We start from the raw sequence: 19,897 nt of genomic DNA on the forward strand, positions 1-19,897 counted from the left end.
TGGATGATGGAATTAACTTACATTTAACCCTGCGTGCTTGTGTCTCATCTTCGTGTTCTTTATGGTTAAAAAACTTGTACTTAAACTGCTTTTGCAACTATTGGTTTGCCTGGTTTTCTTTTTAAGATCATTGCGGCAACAAATGAAATCAAAATACCTACTGGTAAAATTTCCATATAGGTAAACAATACCACCATTATTGGGTTTTTATATAATTCCTGACCTGAAGCCAATTCTTTAGCTTTGTTGGCAAGTTCTGTCGCAGATGCACCACTTTCTTTGGCTTCTCTTAACGCCTGAGCAACATACCTGTCCATAAAATCAGGAATAAATACATAAAAATCGATCAGCCATACCACAACATATATACTTGAAGCAATCAAACTGATCAATAGCCCGATTTTTAATGCTTTACCAAAGGTAATTGATCCATCTTTGTACTTATCACGATAATTTTTAATTCCTACAAAAATAAAAGAGAAAGCCAATATCATTGAAGCATAGCCAATAAGCATGCTGTGTTCAAGGCTTGGGTCGTTATAACATCTTGATATTGAAATTATCATTAATACTGATACTATTAAGCCGGCAATTAATCCGAATACAATTACATTCTTTTTCATGTCTGATTTTTTTATTGGTTTACACGACAAAATTGCATTGATTAATCTTTTTCACCTTCATACTTTAGGGTGATTTTTCTGAAAATCAGCTTATTTAATACTAAAGTAACAATGCGATCAAGCTATGAGGTTAAGTTTTTTAGCGATTTCTACGGCTTGTGTTCGGCGTTTTACTTCTAGTTTTTCGAAAAGCCTGGCATTGTGTGTTTTAATGGTATTCAAAGTAACAAATAACCGCTCTGCAATTTCCTGGTTGCTTAATCCTTCTGACATCAATTGTAAAACTTCTAGTTCTCTTTTGCTGATGTTTAGCCTGGCCAATGCTGTTTCGTCAAGAACGAAATTTTCAGGATGCTCAATAAAAACCTCTTTTTCGATCAGTATGGTTTTGGGTTTGGTTAATTTTAGGGCCAGCCAAATGCCTAAAGCAGTAAAAATTATAGCTATTGAACCTGCATAAATTTCGAAGGCATGGTTGATGATAAGAAAACGAAGCTCTAACCACTTCAATAAAAAAAGTAATATCGCGAGGAACACCCCATATAAGATTATACTTTTATTTTTTGTGAGAAAGTTTGTTGAGCCCGGCATTGGATGATCATTTAATCAAAAATAGGGAATTTAGTTTTAAGTCGGGAGGGCGAAATTGCAGCGGTTAGGTTAAAGGAGGAAGAATGGAAGATGGGAAATGTAATACGGATGATGGAATGGGTTCTGCGGTGATCTGCGAAATCAGCGTGAAGCCATTAACGTTTTGTTCCCGTAGATTTAAGAAGATTGGCGCAGATGAAATTAACTTGCATTTAACGCTGTGCGCTCTGTGCCTTTTCTTTGTGATCTCTGTGGTAAAAAATGATGGTTTAGCATCCCGTAATCAAATTTTAAACAGAAGCCGTAATTTTTTGGTGATTTTAATGACAGAAAAATAATTAAAGATTTTAAATTAGCGAAAATATATAAATAGCTATACTCATGAAAATTACGCTTTATGCACTCTTACTATCCGTTGTTTTGTCTGGCTGCGGAGGCAATTCTGAAAAAACTTTTAAAGCACGCACATTTGCGGCGAGTGATGATTTTAATGTATTTCCAAAATCAACAAAAGACATATTAAGCATTGTAAAAACCGATTCAGGAAAACTAGCGGCTGCCGATCGCTTTGCCATTAAATATAAGGATACTGTCATTACGATTGATGATGCGCCAAATGCTGAGACAAAGAAATTTAAGGTTGCTTCTTTTATCAATACACAAAAAACAGCCGTATTGGTTCAGAGTGCAAATGAAAAAGATAAAATGGATCCTTTTTATATTATTTATGTAAATGGCGGAAAAACAGACGTGGTGAGTTTGAACAAGCCATCAAAAGGTGCTGAAGATAAAAAATATACAAATGGATTAGAGGAATTAACCAGGAGCAATCTGTTGGTGAACAACGATTTCTTTATCACAACAATCAATTCAAGGGTTTACCCGATTAAGCGTCAAAAAGAAGATGAGCGTATCCAGGGAAAATTTTTTATGTATTCTAGCGATAAAACTACATTAGCATTTTTAACAGCCAATGCTTTATACCAGGTAAATATCAAAACCGGAGAAACTTTTAATTTACCTTTGCCCGCATCATTAACCAGTCAGCCCGAAACCTTGGTAGCAAATATCCAAAGAGACTATACTTGGGTGCCAAATGAGCACGGAACCTCTTTCTTAAAGAAAAATGCTGATGATGACCGCATTGTAGATATTAAAGAGTTTAAACATTAAGATTTTTGAAGTTTCTTGGTTAAGATTATACTATGCTTTAACTCAATCAGAATTGTTGTCAGGCTACCATTGATAGATCTCTTAAGAAAGGTCGTCATTGCGAGAAGGAACGACGAAGCAATCTTTCATACTAGTGATTCTTGTCATAAAGATTGCTTCGTCGGCTGAAAAAGCCTTCTCGCAATGACGATTCCTCGTAGCCTAAAATGCACTAAAAATTCTAGCGTCATTTATATTGATTTTTATACGATAAATATCCCTCCAAGAGAACAATATTTTTGTGTCTTCCATAAGTAAATCACATTTAACTTACACCATCATCGTTCTAAAGGTGAGGTTTACCCTTGGCCGATTTACTTTTTTAGTAGGAGGAAGGCGGTGAAGCCAATTCGTTTGCGTTTCATCTTTCATCACCAACAAACTGCCATGTTCTAAAAATAAAGTAACCGTTTCTTTGCTCTGCTTGTGTTTGAAAAGAAACCTCCTTTCGGCGCCAAAACTTAAAGATGCAATGGCAGAATTTTTCGCCAACGCTTTTTCATCATCACTATGGTACGCCATGCCTTCATCTCCGTTATGATATAAATTGAGCAGACAAGAGTTGTAAGTCAGGCCTGTTTGTTCTTCCGAAATTCTTTTGAGTTGAAGCAGTTCTTTTGTCCATGGTAAAGCTGTTTTAGATTTATTAGAATAGGTGTACGAATAGGATTCATTCCCATACCAGGCCACTTTTCTTTTGGTAATAATGTGTTTGCCCATAATAAAGGCTTCATCATTTTTCCACTCAATCGTATTCATCAATGCATCGAAATAATGATCAGCTTCTTTTTTTGAAAATAATTTTCCGAAATAATTAACCGTTCCACCATGAGGAAGCAGGTTTTGGTTAATAGCTATTGTAGTGTTGAATAAATCCATTCTTTATATGCTGTTTTTAAGCAATGCCCACAGGGACGATAGCCATGTTGAATTGCTTCTTCTTCAGAACGAAAAAATATGCGGTTTTCTTTCTTCATCCGCTTTCCCGACCTACATTTAAGTAGTCCGTAAATTTTCAATCTGGCATTTCCGCCGAAGCAAATATCCTTGTTTTTAAAGTGTTTTTTTAATTCTTCAGTTGAAATATCGACATGTTTGATCATGCGTGACTAAACATTGGTTTTTGCTGCTTCCCAACCAATCATGGCTGTTTTCCGGTTCACTCCCCAATGGTAGCCGCCCAAAGCACCGCTTGATTGTATTACCCGGTGGCAGGGAATGAGGAAGGCTACCGGATTATCGCCAATGGCTGTGCCCACCGCTCTGGATGCGTTTGGATTTTGTAATTGTTTGGCAATGTTGCCATAAGTAGCTAATTTGCCCATGGGTATTTTTAACAGCGCTTCCCAAACTTTTAACTGGAAATCCGTCCCTTTTAAATGCAGTTTAATCTGGTGCAGTTTGTTCCAATCGTGACTGAAAATGTATAAAGCATTTTGCTGTTCTTTATCCAATATCTGCTGGTATTGAGCCGCCGGGAACTGGCATTGCAGATTTGCAAAAGCAGTATTTTCATCGTCGTAAAAAGCGATATGGCAGATTCCTTTTGAGGTGCTGGCTACAATGACATTACCAAATGGACTTTCTGCAAAACTGTAATTGATACAAAGGTTTTCGCCACCGTTTTTATATTCGCCGGGTGTCATGCCTTCAATGTTTACAAAAAGATCGTGCAGTCTGCTGGTTCCCGATAAGCCGGTTGCTAATGCGGTATCGAATAAACTTTGGTTTTCTTTCAGCATTTCTTTAGCATAACCAATGCTAATGTATTGCAAAAAACGTTTAGGGGTAGTACCAGCCCATTCGCTAAATAATCTTTGGAAATGAAAGGGGCTTAGGTTTACTTTTTTTGCTATTTCTTCTAAACCAGGTTGTGTTTTGAAATTCGCCTTGATATAGCTTATGGCTTCAGCTATCCGGTTAAAATTGATTTCTTCTTGTGCTTTCATGGTCTTGAATAATTTATATCCAAAAGTAGTTTGGAAAGAAACGGCAAACTATCCGAAACTTGCTAAGTTTAACCGGATTTTAAAATACTGTTTATTGAATTCCGTTGTCAATTAATTTTTTCGCCTTTGCAAGATCGGTATTTCCATTGATGTCAATCTGAAGAAAATAAGGCGTTTGCCACTGTTGGGTTTTCTCTGCCTGTTTATTTGTTACTATATCCCAGGGTGGATAAACCCTAATCCCTCTTTTACCTTCTATTCCTTTTGCAGTAATAATTTTATGTTTTGCCAATATACCTTTTGGAAAAATGAACTGGCCTGATTGGCCGGCATTATTAGCAGATATTATCAATAGGTCAAATTCATCCTGCTCTGTAAACGGAGTAGTAATTCCAGCTTCATCCCGCTTCCATATGGTTACAAATTGCCCCGTCTTGGTTGGCGTGATTTTAGAAAGGCGGTGTTTAATTTTTAGTTTATTTAACTCAAAAGTACAAGCTGCATATTCCTGACTTTCATTTTCAATTTGCAGGTTGAATATTTGATAATTAAGCGGGCTGTAAACTAAATCGGAGGCGGTTAGCAATATAGATGATATCCGGTTTGTGAGATTTTCTTTTATAAGCATAACAATTGTAGAGAGATCTGTTTGTAATTAAGCTTATTGCTCTTCAATGATAGATTGTCCTTTCGATTGATCTCCTGATGTCCACTGCCAGGTTTCATGGAGTCTGATTTTACCATTGGCTAATTGCTCTGGCTTTGAATTGCAGATTCCGGTCATTAATTCACCTTGTTTATTTACCTGATGGTAGCGCATTTCGATGTTACCATTTTCATCTACCAAGCCAATCAAATGGCCGAAAATAATCTTTCCACCCTCATATTCAGCTGTCAGGATATTTCCTGCTTGTTTATATCTAAAAACGGTTTCATTTGATGTTTCGCCGTTTTCTGTATTATTTACGGGTTTAAAAAGCTTATTGTTATAGTTTATCATAGTTGATAAAACTAATCATCTCCTCTTGAATAAAAAAATCACGAGCCTGGCTTTGGCAAATTTTAAGTGTTCAAATAGCGCAAACCGAAGTGTTTTAATGAAGCTAACCTAAGCTTTCTTCTCTTTTTACCAGCAGATAGTTATCATCATTTAGCGTTAAATAACCGTATTCATAGCAGAAAATATAGGTGTTCCCATTGTGGGTTTCATAACTATAGGTATGATATTCAAAATTAAAGCCTGCTGAAACCAGCTTTTTACCGGTAACCTTTGTTTTACCATTTGGATTAAGCGCAGCAAGGATAGCACGATTCCTTTTAAGAATGTTATTTACCCTTTTAATCACGAGGTTATCCTCAACCTTTAAACGATTGTTGTAATTGCTGCGGCAAGAATCATCGCAGTATTTTTTATCGGCCCTTCCTCTAATCAGGGTTCCGCAGTCTAAACATAAACGTTCCATAATAATTTCTTTTTTTATTATGGGATGATGTTCTAATTTATAAAATAAAAATGGTGGAATAAAAAAAATAAAACATCGTATTGAAGGTTCAGGTGTACATTATCCGTGTATAAACGTTTATAAACGACTATAAATGTTTACAATCCGACTAATTTTTGGTGCAGTTTGCAATTTTGTCCTGTCGGTTATCGAGGTGATGACTGTTCGTTAAACATTTAGAAACTTAAAATTTAAAGATCATGGAAAGTGCAACTAACAAAGTAGTATTGAGCGGATTTGCAGGAGCAGATGCAGAGATTAAAACTTTTGGAACTCAAAAAATGGCAAAGGTTAACCTGGCCATAAACGAAACCTATAGAAATTCTGATGGTGAGGAAGTAAAAAGAGTACAATGGTTTAATTTAATTTTCTGGAATGCAAAAGCCGAGCTTGCCGAAGCTCAGGTTAAAAAAGGTACAGGCTTAACTGTAGAAGGCAGGTTACAAACAAAAGTTTATGATGGTACAGACGGTAAAAAGCGCTATTCAATAGAAATAGTAGTTAATGATGTGACCATCAGGGAAAGAGAAAAACAAGAAGCCTTTTAGCTTATAGCATAATCGCATCATATAGATGTTTAATTTATATGATGCGATTTAAAGATTACAATTGAATAGAGAGGCCTGTATAAAAATTAATTCCCGCGGCTGGGTTAAAATACCTTCCATTGGCTGCATTTAAGTCGTTGCCTAAACTGTATTTCACGTTGAGCAGATTGTTTACCCCCGCAAATAGATCTAGATGAATTTTGTTGACGCTTAAATTTCTGATGCCGAATTTGCTTTCAACCAAATGATATCTTTTCGCAAAAACGGTATTGTTATCGTTTAAAGGGATTGAAGAGGTATAATTGTGTTGCACAAAAAGGTAAAATGCTTTCGGAAAGTTAAACTCTAAACTATTCACTAAAATGCTTTCCGGAACTCCGGTAAGTTTGTTGCCGCTAAAATTAACAGTGCCATTTACAAAATCTTCAAATCTAAAATGGCTAAAAGTATAATTACTTCTCCATTGTAAACCTGTTAAAAAAGAGTCATCATTTTTGATGACCCAAAGGGTGGTTTCCAGTTCAATTCCCTGTTGTTTGGTTCCCCCGGCATTGATAAAATACTCGGTATCGTTTTGATTTAACCTTCTAACAATAGCATCCTTCAAGCGGTAAGTGAATAAGTTTCCGGTGGCATAAAAACGGTTATTTTTGGTTTTATAACGTAAGCCTATTTCATAATTCCAGCCAAGTTCTGCCTGTAGGTCGTTATTGATATTATTATCCGATGACCTTACTTCTGCGATGGTTGGTGGCGAATAACCTTTACTTATTGAAGCCCTGGCAGAAAAATCAGAAGTGATGAGATACGAAACTGCTGCCTTTGGCATAAACTGGGGATCGAATTTTCTTTGTTTTGAGGCAATAACGACAGGGAAATAACTCTCGTAATTATACCTGTAGAAATTTAAACTCGAAGCAAGTTCGATCAGGAATTTATTGCTGATATCGAAATTTAGCCTCAAATAAGCAAAATCCTGGCTGGCTTTTAAGCGGTCTGAAGCCTGCATTTTAGTAGCTTCACCAGCATTGTTATCGAAATTTTTAATCTGGCTTTTTGTGGCTGAACTTTCTAACCCGATCTGAGCGTTAAATTTGAAATCTTCTTTTGTCTGCGCGTATTCTAAAAATGTTCTTAAGCCGAATGTACTTTCATAACGCTGTTCGTAATTGGTAATAAAAGGGTTCTTGAAATCGGTATAAGAGGTGAATAAAGCAATCACGTGTTTTAACCGTTGGCTGATCTGATAGGAGTTAGCTATTCCTCCGTAAATGGTTTTATTGTAAATGGCAGCTTGCTGTGAAATGGCTCCGGGTAATGTTGGTGTTGCAGGGCGCGCCAGTTTAGGATCCTGATCTAATTGTGCAGCTGTTAAGCCACCAGGTGTTTCGTATTTTAAATCACTATAAAAAGCAAAAGCCTTTAAACTACCGGCATTACTATAATTCCATTGCTGCAAAGTTTGAAAATATTTTCTGCCCATTGAACTGTTTTGTCGATAGCCATCACTTCTCTGGTATCCTTCGCTGAAACTAAAACTGTAATTTTTATATTGCTGTTTGATCGATGCCGTTTGATGGAAGAGGCCATAGGAACCGCCAGTAGCTGAAATATCAATTTCGTTGCGGCTAATTGCAGGAGGATTGATTAAAATAGCACCACCTGTATTTGCGCCAAAAATATTGGCTTCCGGCCCCTTATAAATTTCCATCATACCTACTGCAGAAACATCTAAAGCGTTTAGGTAGGTATTTCCACCCGCATCAGTTAAGGGGAAGTCATCGATGTAAATTTTAATATTTCGAATGCCAAAAGGAGACCGGAGTAAACTGCCACGGAGCGATAGCCGGTAGCTACCTGGCGAACGTTCTTCCATCCGTATCCCAGGTACAGTGTTTAACATGCTCACTAATGAACTGTTGGGTTGGTTTTTTATTAAGCTACTATCTATAACATTTACAGCCGATACTGATCTTATTAAGGTTTGGTTGTTATAATAGCCCTTTACGGTAACTTCTTCGAGTTTTTTGATCGAATCAGGTTTAAGCGTCTGAGCTAAGCCGGTAAAAGAAAGTAGGATTAACAGTAAAGTAAAATTCGATTTCAAAATGGGAAAAGATTAGTCGTTTAGCCACAAACCGGCAGATAAATTTACTACATATTCTGCTAGTCTGTGGCTAATGATAAATTATTTTGCAGCTACTTTCCAGACTACACCACTAACATCGTCTGCAACCAGTAAAGCACCATCAGGCGTTAGGGTAACTCCAACCGGACGTCCGTATACTTCTGCCTTATGTGTATCTGCGATAAAACCAGTTAAAAAATCTTCAGGTTTTCCTATCGGTTTGCCATCTTTAAAGGGTACGAATGCTACTTTATAGCCAGAAATTGCCGACCGGTTCCATGAGCCATGCTGACCAATAAATGCACCTCCCTGATATTTTTGAGGAAACTTGTTACCTTTATAGAAAGCCAATCCTAACGAGGCCGTATGTGCACCAACCGCAACATCCGGAGCTATGGCTTTTTTAACCATTTCTGGATTTTGGCCTTTCAGGCGGGGATCTTCATTCTGGCCATAATAGGAGTACGGCCAACCATAAAAAGCACCTTGTTTAACACTGGTAATGTAATCAGGAACAAGATCGTCGCCTAGTCCGTCCCGTTCATTAACAGCTGTCCAAAGCATATTTGTCGATGGTGCCCAATCTATCCCAACAGGGTTTCGCAAACCACTGGCATAAATCTTTTCACCGGTTCCATCTGGATTAATTTCTAAAATATTGGCTCTTCTTACCTCATTTTCCATTCCGTTTTCACCTACATTACTGCCTGATCCTACAGTGATATAAATCTTGCTTTTATCGGCATTGGTAATGAGGTTTCTTGTCCAGTGGTTATTATAGCCTCCTGCCGGAAGGCTCAGGATTTTTTTACCTGTTGCTGTTATTTTGGTGTCGCCTGTTTTATAAGGATATTGCCACAAGCCATCGGTATTGGCTACATAAAATGAATTGCCAATAATCAGCATGCCGAAGGGCTGGTTCAAACCATTTAAAAAGGTGGTAACCGTTTCAGGTTTACCATCTTTATTCTCATCGCGGTATAGTAGAATCGTATTTGCACTTTTTCCTGGCACTTCTGATTTTGCCTTGCCTGTTACAGTATTGGCAACGGTTTCTACAGCACTTCTTTCTGAGTTGGAAAGTGCTACCAATACATCACCATTGGGCGCGATATAGGTATTGCGCGGACTTTTAATGTTGGCCGAAAATTTGGTTACTACAAAACCTTCTGGTGCAACAGGTGTTTTTCCATCTGGCCAGCCAATTACTTTGCTGAATTTATTTTTAGCGGCATTGGTATCCGGAGCTGGCAAATTTACTGCCCCGGTTCTGGTTGTTATGGTAGTATCTTCTCCCTGTTTTTGTGAATTGGAATTAGATTGACATCCAAAAAGGACGGCAGTAGAAAGCATTGATGCGTAAAAAATCTTTTTTTTCATGTTAACCGGTTTTTGATTAAGAATTTATCTCAAAAAATATAACATCGAAAACGGAGAGAAGTTTTTAGCGCTGGTATAATTGCAGCAAGACTGAATAATAAAAGGAAAGCACCCGAGAGCACCTTCCTGGAGAGCGCATATTATTTTCCCTGGTTCAATGCTATAATGATAGCAGGGAAGTACTTTTATATTCCTTTAAATTAAGTTCTTGATTGATCTGGAAAAATCAGGTCATCAAACGATGATATAATCTGAGCTTGTGGGAGTGGAGTGAAGGAATTTGATCATAAATTTTCCGGCGTTAATTTGAAAGCGATTAATTATCACTAAATTACAGCATTACACCTAATTTTTTAGTTAAATTTTGTTAAATTGTTTTTAACGCTACCTGGTTTTTCTGGTATTTATTTAACCAGGTTTTCCTGTAATTTTCTCTCGATGTCTTTAGCGTTTAAGATTAGTGCAGAAAATTGTGGATCGGATTTCACCAATAAGAATTTCCCATTAGGCAGCACAATGGCTGAAGTGCCGCAGGTAGTTGCCTCGTTAAATAATAATTTTTTAAGAAAGCCGGGATCAGTTTCTATTTCCAGACCTTTCGATTTAACCGGACTGAAACTTTTTCCTTCCTCCCGGTATTGATAAATGGCAACATTTGATCTGGCCTCGGCTTTTTCCTGAATGTTTTTTTGAAAAGCCCATCTTACATTGTTCAGGAATTCTGCATTCTGGTAGCTAAGGTCTTTCCAGCAGTCGTCTTTATTGAAATCGTATTTAATAATGATGGTGTCTTTTAAAGCAAGCCTTTCGTTTTGTTTTAAGAAAGTATGCAGCGAATCGATCTGTGCCTCGGTTAGTGTACCCGCCTGATAACGTTTTTCTTCATCAACATAAAGTTTTGGGGAACAGCTATAGATAAATATTGATAATAAGGAGAGTACGAATATTAATGGTTTAAAGCATTTCATGGCGAATATTGTAGTGATACGTTTATGGAGGTTATTGATATTGTAAACGGTAGAATTTATGGGCATCATCAACCGATAATGCATTTCCGCTGAACCATTTCATAAAGTTATTCCAGTTGGAACTGTTGCCAAGTTGCCATTTATTAAAAGCAATCTCATCACCCATCATTAACAGCCAGTGATTATAAGATTCAAAAAAATCCTGTTCGGATAATTTCTGCTGGTAATCGAAAAGGATATTAGGATATTTCTTAGCGTTGCCACCTTTAATAAAACTCTTTAAAAAGTTTGTCCTAACCTCACTGATGCTGTTTAGTGTAATTTCTTTTTGGCCTGCAACGGCTAATGTAAGATTCATTTCATAAACCATCGGGAATGGCAGCTTAATGTTTTTAGGATCTTTTATGGCATCAATGGAGAGGTTAAAGTTTTTTGAAAAAGAGAGTTTGGTAGTATCTCCCTTGATCTGGATCTGATTTTTGTAGGTATCGAAAAGGAGTTTACTCATCTCTGCGGTCCGTTTAGAATTCCTGTCCAGATTCATAAAAAGTTCACCATAAAGCATTCCCCATACTTTTTCTGTTGAACTTAGGTATATTTTGGATGCCTTGTAATAATTTGCAGGGTAGGAAGGTTCCATCTCAATGCCCTTTTCATAATACGTTAAGGCCTTATTGAAATCTTTTTTATTCAATTGCATATTGCCCAGTTCGGTATATATTTTTCCGGATTTTGGGAATTTTTTAAGCCCTGTTTCATAGGTTTCAATTGCTTTTTCAGGCTGGCCGAGATAATCATAATTATTGCCAAGCGATTGATAAACCAAATCGTAAACATCTTTGTGTTTCGTTAGTTTTTCTAAAATTTCAACTGCTTTCTGATGGTCTTTTTTTCCTGTATAAGAATATGCGAGTTCGTAAGTATAGCTGATGTTTTCGGGATCTAATCTTTGGGCTTCTTCCAATAATTTGATGGCTTCGTCAAATTTTCCCTGTTCGTCTTCGAGTTTAAAGGCTTCCTGCGCTTTCGTTTTTGCCAGCACTTTATCTTCAACATTTTGTGCAAAAGCGGTTTGAAAGGATAGCAGGATTAGAATGGTGAGTAGTTTTGCGGTAATTTTCATTTGATTAGCGATAATTTATACTATCTATGGATGCAGATAGGGTCTGAAATCCATAGACAGTACATAAATTTATAACTAATATTTAAGCTTAAAAATTTAATCAAACTTTTATCGCTTAAATCGGCTAGGCTTTTAATATTTTTACCTTTTCCGCATCAAATTCTTCCTGCGATAAAATTCCGGCATCCAATAACTCTTTTAAATCTAATAAGGCCTGTTTTTTAGCCGCCATATCGTTTTTTGGAGCTTCAGCAGTACTTTCTGTTGATACCGTGCTTGCAGACTGTACATTTGAATTAGCCGCAGGACCGTATTTCAGCAAAAGTTCGGTAATTTCATTAAAGCCTTTAATATTCGAATAATCAATTGCCTTTTGCTCTTTTACATTCACGATGGAGGGATCTGCAGATTGTTCGAGTAAAAATTTAACCACATCTTTTTTACCGTTTGCAGCGGCATAATGTAAAGCTGTGTTTCCGCTTTCATCCTGAATATTAACATTTGCTCCTTTTTCCAATAACAATTTCAGCATGCTTAAGTGACCACTTTTGGCCGCAACATGCAACATGCTTTCCCCGCCGTAATTGTAATTGTTATCGAAAGAGAAACTGGCCGAAATGGAAATGTTATTAGCTGTTTCTACCCACTCGAGGTACGAATACATTGAATCATCATTGCCTGAAAGCGGTTTGGCATAATTTACATCCACACCATTGGCCAAAAATAAATCGACAATTTCTTTCTGGTTATTGGCGCAGGCATACCAGATTGGCGATAATCCATTTTTTGAAGAAACAAATACATCTGCTCCCTTTTCTACCAGGATTTTGGTGAGCATCCGGTTGGCATCATAACAGGCAAGCAATAGTGCAGATTCGCCATCGTGGTTAACATGGTTGATGTTTGCACCTTTATCGAGGATCAATTCAACCATTGGTGTATTTTTAGATTTAACTGCAAAAATTACCGGCGAATCTCCATGTTTATTTGTTGTATTAATGTTAGCGCCAAATTCCAGTAGTTTCTGAACCACTTCTTTATTTCTCCAGGCAGATGCGATAAGCAGGGGAGTTTCTGCTTCGTTATTTTCACTGTCAACATCCAGGCCTTTGTCGAGCAGCTTTTCCAAAACTTCAATCTGTCCGTTTTGGGCAGTTAAATGCAACAGACTATTGCCTTTAAGGTCTTTGATATCGACCCTTGCACCTTCATCTAACAGATATAGTGCCGTTTGTTTCTGTTTTTGAAGGCAGGCAAAATAAAAGGGTGTTTCGCCATCATGATCCTCATAATCTAAATCTGCACCGCGGTCGATTAAAATTTTTACCAGGTCTAAATATCCATGATGTGCAGCATAATGCAGTGCTGTTCGGCCTTTTTCGTCCGTATAACCTACTTCTACTTCATTATTGGCCAATAAAAGTTCAGCTATTTTCCGTTTGCCGCTTTCGCAGGCAATTATAAATGACATCGACATATTTTAAGATTGTTTCATGAGCAGTTCAACAGTTTTTATTTTCAGGTTATCATCCGAGGCCAGCATTAAAGCCGTTTGGTCCTTATCGTTGCTTAAAGTAATATCTGCTCCGTTTTCGATCAGGAGTTTCACTTTACGATAGGTTTCTTTTGCCTTTTCAGCTTCGTAATTTACGTTATAGACGCAAACTTTATGTAACAGTGTATTTCCATGATCATCCGTTCTGTTGATATCTACCTGTCCACTTTCCAGTACTGCTTCTAAAATATTGGCCTGTTTTTCAGCAATTACATCTAATGGAGTTTTATCTGCACTGTACCAGGTACTGTTTTGATATAAATCAGCTCCATCGTCAATCAGTTTTTTAAGGAAGTTAATGCTAGTTTCACTATTCGACATCATGCGTACATATTCGAATAGCAAAGTTTCTCCTTTTTTACTTACCTGATCAAACGCCGGTGAGTCAAAGTTGCGGAGCGTGTCGTAAATGTTTTCACTTTGCGCATGTGCTACTGCATAAAAGAAAGCTGAATTTCCCTCTTGGTCGGTCTGGTTTGGATCTGCACCATTTTCGAGCAAGTGTGAGATTAAATTTTTCTTGTTAAATTTTATAGCGGTAATTAAAGGTGTTTCCTGCACAATATTGCCTTCGTTAATATCAACGCCTTCATTAACAAGGATATCGATATATCCTTTAAGTAAATCGCTGGTCTGCTCGTCATTCAGGTTGTATCTGCGGAAATTGCTTTTTACTACCTGATGGATGTAGTTTTCTTCGGCATTGTTTTTAAAATTAGTCGTGCATCCGGCATCGATACAGGCTTTTATTACGCCTAAACTGACGCCATTTTCGAAGAGGTAACCCAATAAGGTTTTCGCATTTACTTCATCGTTCAGGTTATCGAAGTGGCCAATAAATTCGTTGAAGAAAGCAATGTCTTCATCTTCGTTGCCCAAATTGCGTACGATACTCTGAAAAATACTTTTATCAAAATTGTCGAATTCATAAATATCGGTTTCGATGGTTTTATCCTTTACCATCATATTTAGGATTTCGTACTGTTTTTCTTTGATGAGGTTATCGAAAATTGATGATTTCTGATGATCCTGTAGGTTTTTGGAGAGTTTTTCGCCGTTTTGCATTAAGCTTTTGGCTTCGTCAAATTTTCGGGCATTTAACTGTTGATCTAAGGTAGTTTCGGTCATTTCAATTAAAATTTTTAAAATAGATAGATATATATGCTTCCCGCTACAAAAGTTTAGCCAAAGAATTTGCGTAATCTAAAACTATCGGGAATGTTGCAGTGAATCAGAATGATAAAGAATTTATTGTTATTCGCTTATTTTTTGGAAAGCAATTGAAGTGTTCTATAGGTTAATTTCTTCCTGCTCTACCTGCTGCCATGAAAAATGGCATTCGTTCGATCAGGTTTAGTTTTGTCGTTTTTCTGCTACTATGCCGGTTTTCCGTACACAGGACTAAATTTATAGCCCTGATCGAAGCGGACATCCCGATATTCATCCTACTGTGTGGATACATCTTTTTTAAGTGTTTTTAGGCGTTTTGCTAACCAACTTTAATAAAGCACGGATTTTAACCAAGGACGCTGTCAATCCCAAGAGCCAGGGAAATCAAAAAAACAGTTGCAATTCAGGTAAATTGGCACTAACAAACCTGAAACGCAGTGGTTTTGTGTTCATAACGATGATTTAATTTTAAAAAAAAAATGAACACAAAACGAAGTGCCACTGTTTTTTTGATGTGCATGGGATTGTGCAAAAGGCTCATTGCTGGATTGACAAAGCGCTTTGGGTACTTTGGCGCTCCAAAGTACCATGCCACCGCGGCATAGAGCGGCAGAAAAATTCTAATTAATTGTGTCCACACGGTATATTATTTTATCAGGATAAAGCTGCGAGAGGACTACCTTTAAAATGGAGAATGATATTGCGTTTCAAGAACAACTGACAAGATTAATATTTACATAATCTAATGTCAACCTGCATCTTAAAGAATATTGCGGTTCACGTTTCCTATTTTGGAAAGCAATTGGAGTATTGCATAGGTTAATTTCTTCCTGCTCTACCTTCTGCTATGAAAAATGGCATTCGTTCGATCAGGTTTAGTTTTGTCGTTTTTCTGCTACTATGCCGGTTTTCCGTACACAGGACTAAATTTATAGCCCTGATCGAAGCGGGCATCCCGATTTTTTCCATCGGGATAAAGCGCAGAGCAGGACTAAATTTAAATATAGAGAACGACATCGCGCTCCAAAACAAAATTTAGTCATTAATGTTTTACTTGTCATCTGCAAAATAACAGCACATCCAAACCAGAAATAACATTGCGATGTTCCTTAATTCATTCGATTATTTTATCTTTAGGCGATTTTAAAAAGATCGGTTTACAAAGCCATAAACCGATCGGATCATTAAATAAATAAGCAAAATCAATATAACATGTCAAATACATCAAAAATTATCTACACCAAAACCGATGAGGCGCCAATGTTGGCTACTTATTCACTTTTACCTATCGTACAAGCTTTTACCGCATCAGCAGGTATTGATGTAGAAACCAGAGATATTTCTTTAGCAGGAAGAATTTTGGCCAACTTTCCGGAGTATTTAAAAGACGATCAAAAAATTGGTGATGCACTGGGAGAGCTTGGTGCTTTGGCTACCACCCCAGAGGCAAACATTATCAAATTACCAAATATTTCTGCTTCTATCCCACAATTGGTAGGCGCAATTACTGAGCTTCAGGCGCAGGGCTTTGCTATTCCAAATTACCCTGATAATGCGCAGAGCGACGAAGAAAAAGCAATTAAAGCTAAATATGCAAAAGTTTTAGGTTCGGCTGTAAACCCGGTTTTACGTGAAGGTAACTCTGACCGTAGGGCGCCTAAAGCCGTTAAAAATTACGCTAAACAAAACCCGCACTCAATGGGTAAATGGTCTGCAGATTCGAAAACCAAAGTGGTAAGCATGACTGAAGGCGATTTTTATGGTTCGGAGAAATCTACAACTGTTGCTGAAGCAAGCCAGTTTAAAATAGAATTTGTATCTACTGATGGTGCGGTAACCGAATTAAAAGGTTTATCACCGTTAAAAGCAGGAGAGGTGATTGATAGTTCTACATTGAGCTTATCGGCATTGAAAACTTTTGTAGCAAAAGAAATTGCTGAAGCTAAAGCTGAAGGCGTTTTATTATCAGCGCACTTAAAAGCAACGATGATGAAGGTTTCTGATCCGATTATGTTCGGTGCCATTGTTGAAGTTTATTTCGCAGATGTTTTTAGCAAATATGCAGATCTTTTCAAAGAACTAAATGTCGATACCCGCAACGGTTTAGGTGATGTGTATGCAAAAATTGCTGGCAACCCGAAACAGGCAGAAGTTGAAGCCGCTTTAGCGCAGGCCATTGAAAACGGACCAGCTTTAGCCATGGTAAACTCTGATAAAGGAATTACGAATCTGCATGTACCATCGGATGTGATTGTTGATGCTTCAATGCCGGCAATGATCCGTACTTCAGGACAAATGTGGAACAAAGAGGGTAAACCTGAAGATACGATCGCTTTAATTCCAGACCGTTCTTACGCAGGTGTATATACTGCAACCATTGATGACTGTAAAGTAAATGGAGCTTTTGATGTAACCACCATCGGTTCGGTACCAAATGTTGGTTTAATGGCTCAAAAAGCTGAAGAATATGGTTCACACGATAAAACGTTCCAGGCTGCTGAAGCAGGAATTATTCGTGTTACTGATGCAGATGGTAAAGTATTTTTCGATCAGAAAGTAGAAAAAGGCGATATCTTCCGCATGTGCCAGACTAAAGATGCCCCGATTCAGGATTGGGTAAAATTAGCAGTAAACAGGGCACGTTTATCAGAAACTCCAGCTGTTTTCTGGTTAGATGAGCAAAGAGCGCATGACAGAGAAATCATTACTAAAGTAAATACTTACCTAAAAGACCACGATACTGCAGGTTTAGATATCCGCATTTTAGCGCCAATCGAAGCGACTAAGTTTACATTAGAGCGTATCCGTAAAGGTTTAGATACCATTTCGGTTACCGGTAACGTATTGCGTGATTATTTAACCGATTTATTCCCGATTTTAGAGTTAGGAACTTCAGCAAAAATGCTTTCTATCGTTCCATTAATGAACGGTGGCGGTTTATTCGAAACCGGTGCTGGTGGTTCTGCTCCAAAACACATTGAGCAGTTTATCGAAGAAGGTTATTTACGTTGGGATTCATTAGGTGAGTTTTTAGCACTTCAGGCTTCTTTAGAGCATTTATCTCAAACTCAAAACAATGCAAAAGCACAGGTGTTGGCTGATGCTTTGGATGAGGCAAATGCTAAATTTTTGGCAACTGATAAATCACCGGGCAGAAAATTGGGTACTATCGATAATCGTGGTTCTCACTTCTATTTAGCTTTATATTGGGCTGAGGCATTAGCGGCTCAGAGCAAAGATGCTGATCTGAAAGCCAGATTTGCACCATTGGCTAAAACTTTGTTGGAAAATGAAACCAAAATTAACGAGGAATTGATCGGTTCTCAAGGTAAGCCTCAGAACATTGGCGGTTACTACAACCCTAATGATGAGTTGGCAAGCAAAGCCATGCGCCCAAGTGAAACATTAAATACCTCTTTGGCTAGTTTATAAGCTAAATTGAGTTGTCAACTTTAATATGCTTCTAGTATGGAAGTTGACAACTCTTAAAATATTTAGGCGTCCTGATTTAAAAATCTGGACGCTTTTTTATGAGTTGTCAACTTTAATATGCTCCTAGTACAGAAGTTGACAACTCTTTATTACCATTTCTGTCTTTACGACACTATCTATTGGATAATGGGTTCTATTACTTCAGGCGCTCTTGAGTCTCAATTTGTTCATATCAAAACTTTTGAGTGGTAAGCATTAATTTGTTCGTTAACCCAAAATTCCTGTGTGGTATAATCATCAGGCCAATCTTTTCTTGCTTTTGCTTTAAGTTTTTGGGTAATTTCTTCTTTAGCAGCATCAATTACATCATTTTGGGTACTTTTCACTGTTTTAATCCCTCGGTCTGTGTCCCCACAGATCGAAATAAAACCCAATTAAGTTATTACAATTTACATCTTATATTAGCTTACGGCTTGATGATTACTGGCGCTTTGCTGCGTGAGGGATAGCAACGGAAAGCCCACAGCCCGGTTTTTCATCGGGCGAGGACTTGGAGTGTATAGCCCGACCCTTGCGCAGCTTGGGGCACGCCCAGATAATAACAAAATTCTTTTGCTAAAGAAAAACCTTATCTACACCGCTTTGTTATAACACTATAAATTATAGGAGACCCATACCATGGCAATTAACGAAAATAAAGGATCGCAGGATAAAATACATAGCACCACAGAAAATAGTGAAATCAATAAAGAAAATTTATCGTACGATAAAAATAAAGAGAGTTACGAACTTGATGTAAAGGGAACGGACAGCGAATACGATCACCCGATGGGATATGAAACTGTAGCGGCCGGGGCAAAAGATGACGATTCTACTTACGATGAGGCTAACCCTTATATTGGTGATGAATATGCCAGAGATGAAGATATAGCAAACGATGAGCTGGAAGAACTGGGTATGCATGTAGATAACGGAGAAAGTGTTAAACTAAGTCCGGAAGATGAAATTCTTGCCCGTACACCAGAGGATAACCGCGATGATTTAGACGAAGAAGGTTACCCAATTAATGATGAGAAAGAAAAATAGTCAGGAGATTACCGTTGGTGAGATGCTGATTTGACAAAACAATCATAAATAGAAAAGCAGGGTTATACTAAAAGTGTGATCCTGCTTTTTGCTTTGGTTAAAAAACTATTTTATCAATTGCTCGATATATTTTTTCCATATATCCCTATTGTTGACTACAAATTTTTCGGTTGCGCCATCTTTTAACGTAATCTGTAAACCATTTTTAATTATGCCCATCGGGTTAAAAAATGTAAGCTCGTCTATATTGTCGATTTTAATAGAAAGGGTGTGGTTTTGGACATTTAGATTGTGAGATTTGAATATTAAACGATCATTTAACAGGTATAATTTTCCACCTACAGCCTCCCGTTTTATAAAATGATTTGCAGCGCCTGCATAAATAATCTCAGATCCATCAACCCCCTCTAATTTTGTCTGATTGTTTACTTTTTTAGATTTTGAAAAGAAATACAGTATGAGTCCCATAAACAATCCGAATATCAATCCACTAATGGAACCCATAATTAATGCAGCATGTAAATCGTAGAGAAAAATCAATACTGTGCCGAAAAAAAGACAAAAAAACAGGCCAGAAAATAAGCCTATCTTTAAAAATGCTTTGTTACCAGGTTTTTTTTCGTAATTCAT

21 protein-coding genes are annotated in these 19,897 nt (G+C 37.4%); 5 read left to right on the forward strand and 16 right to left on the reverse strand.

Annotation, left to right across the window (positions count from 1 at the left end):
• Positions 1-80 precede the first annotated feature (80 nt).
• Positions 81-623: a DUF4199 domain-containing protein gene (locus ACUN24_RS10670; protein ID WP_445562478.1), complete on the reverse strand. Its 543-nt coding sequence runs from the start codon at positions 621-623 to the stop codon at positions 81-83.
• Positions 624-740: 117 nt separating this feature from the next.
• A complete protein-coding gene (locus ACUN24_RS10675) occupies positions 741-1,133 on the reverse strand; it encodes a response regulator transcription factor (RefSeq protein ID WP_445562479.1) in 393 nt (130 codons plus the stop codon).
• A 164-nt stretch (positions 1,134-1,297) separates the two neighbouring features.
• Here ACUN24_RS10675 and ACUN24_RS10680 point away from each other — a divergent pair, with 164 nt between their 5' ends.
• On the forward strand, positions 1,298-1,552 hold the full coding sequence (locus tag ACUN24_RS10680) for a hypothetical protein (RefSeq protein ID WP_445562480.1): 255 nt from the start codon (positions 1,298-1,300) through the stop codon (positions 1,550-1,552).
• Between the two features lie 43 nt (positions 1,553-1,595).
• Positions 1,596-2,387 carry a hypothetical protein gene (locus ACUN24_RS10685; RefSeq protein WP_445562481.1) on the forward strand — a complete coding sequence of 264 codons (792 nt, stop codon included), beginning with the start codon at positions 1,596-1,598 and terminating at the stop codon, positions 2,385-2,387.
• Between the two features lie 309 nt (positions 2,388-2,696).
• Here ACUN24_RS10685 and ACUN24_RS10690 read toward each other — a convergent pair whose 3' ends face one another.
• The 6 genes from ACUN24_RS10690 to ACUN24_RS10715 all read right to left on the reverse strand — a co-directional run bounded on the left by ACUN24_RS10690 (position 2,697) and on the right by ACUN24_RS10715 (position 5,838).
• Positions 2,697-3,305, reverse strand: a complete 609-nt coding sequence (locus ACUN24_RS10690; protein WP_445562482.1) for an alpha-ketoglutarate-dependent dioxygenase AlkB family protein — start codon at positions 3,303-3,305, stop codon at positions 2,697-2,699.
• A complete protein-coding gene (locus ACUN24_RS10695) occupies positions 3,281-3,529 on the reverse strand; it encodes an Ada metal-binding domain-containing protein (protein ID WP_121282380.1) in 249 nt (82 codons plus the stop codon). Before ACUN24_RS10695 ends, ACUN24_RS10690 begins: the two co-directional genes overlap by 25 nt.
• A 6-nt stretch (positions 3,530-3,535) precedes the next feature.
• Positions 3,536-4,375 (reverse strand): bifunctional helix-turn-helix domain-containing protein/methylated-DNA--[protein]-cysteine S-methyltransferase, encoded by an 840-nt coding sequence (locus tag ACUN24_RS10700; RefSeq protein ID WP_445562483.1) that lies wholly within the window; start codon positions 4,373-4,375, stop codon positions 3,536-3,538.
• A gap of 91 nt (positions 4,376-4,466) precedes the next feature.
• The gene (locus ACUN24_RS10705; RefSeq protein WP_445562484.1) at positions 4,467-5,003 is read right to left on the reverse strand and encodes a MepB family protein; all 537 of its coding nucleotides are present in this window, start codon (positions 5,001-5,003) and stop codon (positions 4,467-4,469) included.
• A 33-nt stretch (positions 5,004-5,036) separates the two neighbouring features.
• Positions 5,037-5,375, reverse strand: a complete 339-nt coding sequence (locus tag ACUN24_RS10710; protein ID WP_445562485.1) for a n-acetylglutamate synthase — start codon at positions 5,373-5,375, stop codon at positions 5,037-5,039.
• A gap of 103 nt (positions 5,376-5,478) precedes the next feature.
• Entirely contained in the window at positions 5,479-5,838 is a 360-nt protein-coding gene (locus tag ACUN24_RS10715) for a hypothetical protein (RefSeq protein ID WP_445562486.1), read from the reverse strand.
• 239 nt (positions 5,839-6,077) lie between these two features.
• On the opposite strand from ACUN24_RS10715, the gene ACUN24_RS10720 reads away from it, so the two are divergent.
• On the forward strand, positions 6,078-6,425 hold the full coding sequence (locus tag ACUN24_RS10720) for a single-stranded DNA-binding protein (protein ID WP_445562488.1): 348 nt from the start codon (positions 6,078-6,080) through the stop codon (positions 6,423-6,425).
• A gap of 55 nt (positions 6,426-6,480) precedes the next feature.
• Here the strand turns inward: ACUN24_RS10720 and ACUN24_RS10725 are convergent, their stop codons facing one another.
• From ACUN24_RS10725 to ACUN24_RS10750, 6 genes are all read right to left on the reverse strand, one after another.
• Positions 6,481-8,532 (reverse strand): TonB-dependent receptor, encoded by a 2,052-nt coding sequence (locus ACUN24_RS10725; RefSeq protein ID WP_445562489.1) that lies wholly within the window; start codon positions 8,530-8,532, stop codon positions 6,481-6,483.
• Between the two features lie 81 nt (positions 8,533-8,613).
• Complete coding sequence (locus ACUN24_RS10730; protein ID WP_445562490.1) at positions 8,614-9,933, reverse strand: PQQ-dependent sugar dehydrogenase; 1,320 nt, start codon at positions 9,931-9,933, stop codon at positions 8,614-8,616.
• Positions 9,934-10,337: 404 nt separating this feature from the next.
• The gene (locus ACUN24_RS10735; protein WP_445562491.1) at positions 10,338-10,901 is read right to left on the reverse strand and encodes a hypothetical protein; all 564 of its coding nucleotides are present in this window, start codon (positions 10,899-10,901) and stop codon (positions 10,338-10,340) included.
• 31 nt (positions 10,902-10,932) lie between these two features.
• Entirely contained in the window at positions 10,933-12,024 is a 1,092-nt protein-coding gene (locus ACUN24_RS10740) for a tetratricopeptide repeat protein (RefSeq protein ID WP_445562492.1), read from the reverse strand.
• Positions 12,025-12,148: 124 nt separating this feature from the next.
• Positions 12,149-13,495: an ankyrin repeat domain-containing protein gene (locus tag ACUN24_RS10745; protein WP_445562493.1), complete on the reverse strand. Its 1,347-nt coding sequence runs from the start codon at positions 13,493-13,495 to the stop codon at positions 12,149-12,151.
• 9 nt (positions 13,496-13,504) lie between these two features.
• Positions 13,505-14,707 carry an ankyrin repeat domain-containing protein gene (locus tag ACUN24_RS10750; RefSeq protein ID WP_445562494.1) on the reverse strand — a complete coding sequence of 401 codons (1,203 nt, stop codon included), beginning with the start codon at positions 14,705-14,707 and terminating at the stop codon, positions 13,505-13,507.
• Positions 14,708-15,961: 1,254 nt separating this feature from the next.
• Here ACUN24_RS10750 and ACUN24_RS10755 point away from each other — a divergent pair.
• On the forward strand, positions 15,962-18,181 hold the full coding sequence (locus tag ACUN24_RS10755; RefSeq protein WP_445562495.1) for an NADP-dependent isocitrate dehydrogenase: 2,220 nt from the start codon (positions 15,962-15,964) through the stop codon (positions 18,179-18,181).
• A 227-nt stretch (positions 18,182-18,408) separates the two neighbouring features.
• Here ACUN24_RS10755 and ACUN24_RS10760 read toward each other — a convergent pair whose 3' ends face one another.
• Positions 18,409-18,567 (reverse strand): hypothetical protein, encoded by a 159-nt coding sequence (locus ACUN24_RS10760; RefSeq protein WP_445562496.1) that lies wholly within the window; start codon positions 18,565-18,567, stop codon positions 18,409-18,411.
• Between the two features lie 292 nt (positions 18,568-18,859).
• On the opposite strand from ACUN24_RS10760, the gene ACUN24_RS10765 reads away from it, so the two are divergent.
• Positions 18,860-19,267 carry a hypothetical protein gene (locus tag ACUN24_RS10765; protein ID WP_121282405.1) on the forward strand — a complete coding sequence of 136 codons (408 nt, stop codon included), beginning with the start codon at positions 18,860-18,862 and terminating at the stop codon, positions 19,265-19,267.
• Positions 19,268-19,372: 105 nt separating this feature from the next.
• Here ACUN24_RS10765 and ACUN24_RS10770 read toward each other — a convergent pair whose 3' ends face one another.
• A complete protein-coding gene (locus ACUN24_RS10770) occupies positions 19,373-19,897 on the reverse strand; it encodes a hypothetical protein (RefSeq protein ID WP_445562497.1) in 525 nt (174 codons plus the stop codon).

It is taken from the genome of Pedobacter sp. WC2501 (assembly GCF_052682415.1).

Coding starts and splice junctions, on each gene's coding strand:
- ACUN24_RS10720 (WP_445562488.1), top strand. CDS start 6,078: ATGGAAAGTGCAACTAACAAAGTAGTATTGAGCGGATTTGCAGGAGCA.
- ACUN24_RS10670 (WP_445562478.1), bottom strand. CDS start 623: ATGAAAAAGAATGTAATTGTATTCGGATTAATTGCCGGCTTAATAGTA.
- ACUN24_RS10685 (WP_445562481.1), top strand. CDS start 1,596: ATGAAAATTACGCTTTATGCACTCTTACTATCCGTTGTTTTGTCTGGC.
- ACUN24_RS10740 (WP_445562492.1), bottom strand. CDS start 12,024: ATGAAAATTACCGCAAAACTACTCACCATTCTAATCCTGCTATCCTTT.
- ACUN24_RS10765 (WP_121282405.1), top strand. CDS start 18,860: ATGGCAATTAACGAAAATAAAGGATCGCAGGATAAAATACATAGCACC.
- ACUN24_RS10715 (WP_445562486.1), bottom strand. CDS start 5,838: ATGGAACGTTTATGTTTAGACTGCGGAACCCTGATTAGAGGAAGGGCC.
- ACUN24_RS10695 (WP_121282380.1), bottom strand. CDS start 3,529: ATGATCAAACATGTCGATATTTCAACTGAAGAATTAAAAAAACACTTT.
- ACUN24_RS10680 (WP_445562480.1), top strand. CDS start 1,298: ATGGAAGATGGGAAATGTAATACGGATGATGGAATGGGTTCTGCGGTG.
- ACUN24_RS10750 (WP_445562494.1), bottom strand. CDS start 14,707: ATGACCGAAACTACCTTAGATCAACAGTTAAATGCCCGAAAATTTGAC.
- ACUN24_RS10690 (WP_445562482.1), bottom strand. CDS start 3,305: ATGGATTTATTCAACACTACAATAGCTATTAACCAAAACCTGCTTCCT.
- ACUN24_RS10730 (WP_445562490.1), bottom strand. CDS start 9,933: ATGAAAAAAAAGATTTTTTACGCATCAATGCTTTCTACTGCCGTCCTT.
- ACUN24_RS10745 (WP_445562493.1), bottom strand. CDS start 13,495: ATGTCATTTATAATTGCCTGCGAAAGCGGCAAACGGAAAATAGCTGAA.
- ACUN24_RS10770 (WP_445562497.1), bottom strand. CDS start 19,897: ATGAATTACGAAAAAAAACCTGGTAACAAAGCATTTTTAAAGATAGGC.
- ACUN24_RS10700 (WP_445562483.1), bottom strand. CDS start 4,375: ATGAAAGCACAAGAAGAAATCAATTTTAACCGGATAGCTGAAGCCATA.
- ACUN24_RS10705 (WP_445562484.1), bottom strand. CDS start 5,003: ATGCTTATAAAAGAAAATCTCACAAACCGGATATCATCTATATTGCTA.
- ACUN24_RS10710 (WP_445562485.1), bottom strand. CDS start 5,375: ATGATAAACTATAACAATAAGCTTTTTAAACCCGTAAATAATACAGAA.
- ACUN24_RS10735 (WP_445562491.1), bottom strand. CDS start 10,901: ATGAAATGCTTTAAACCATTAATATTCGTACTCTCCTTATTATCAATA.
- ACUN24_RS10755 (WP_445562495.1), top strand. CDS start 15,962: ATGTCAAATACATCAAAAATTATCTACACCAAAACCGATGAGGCGCCA.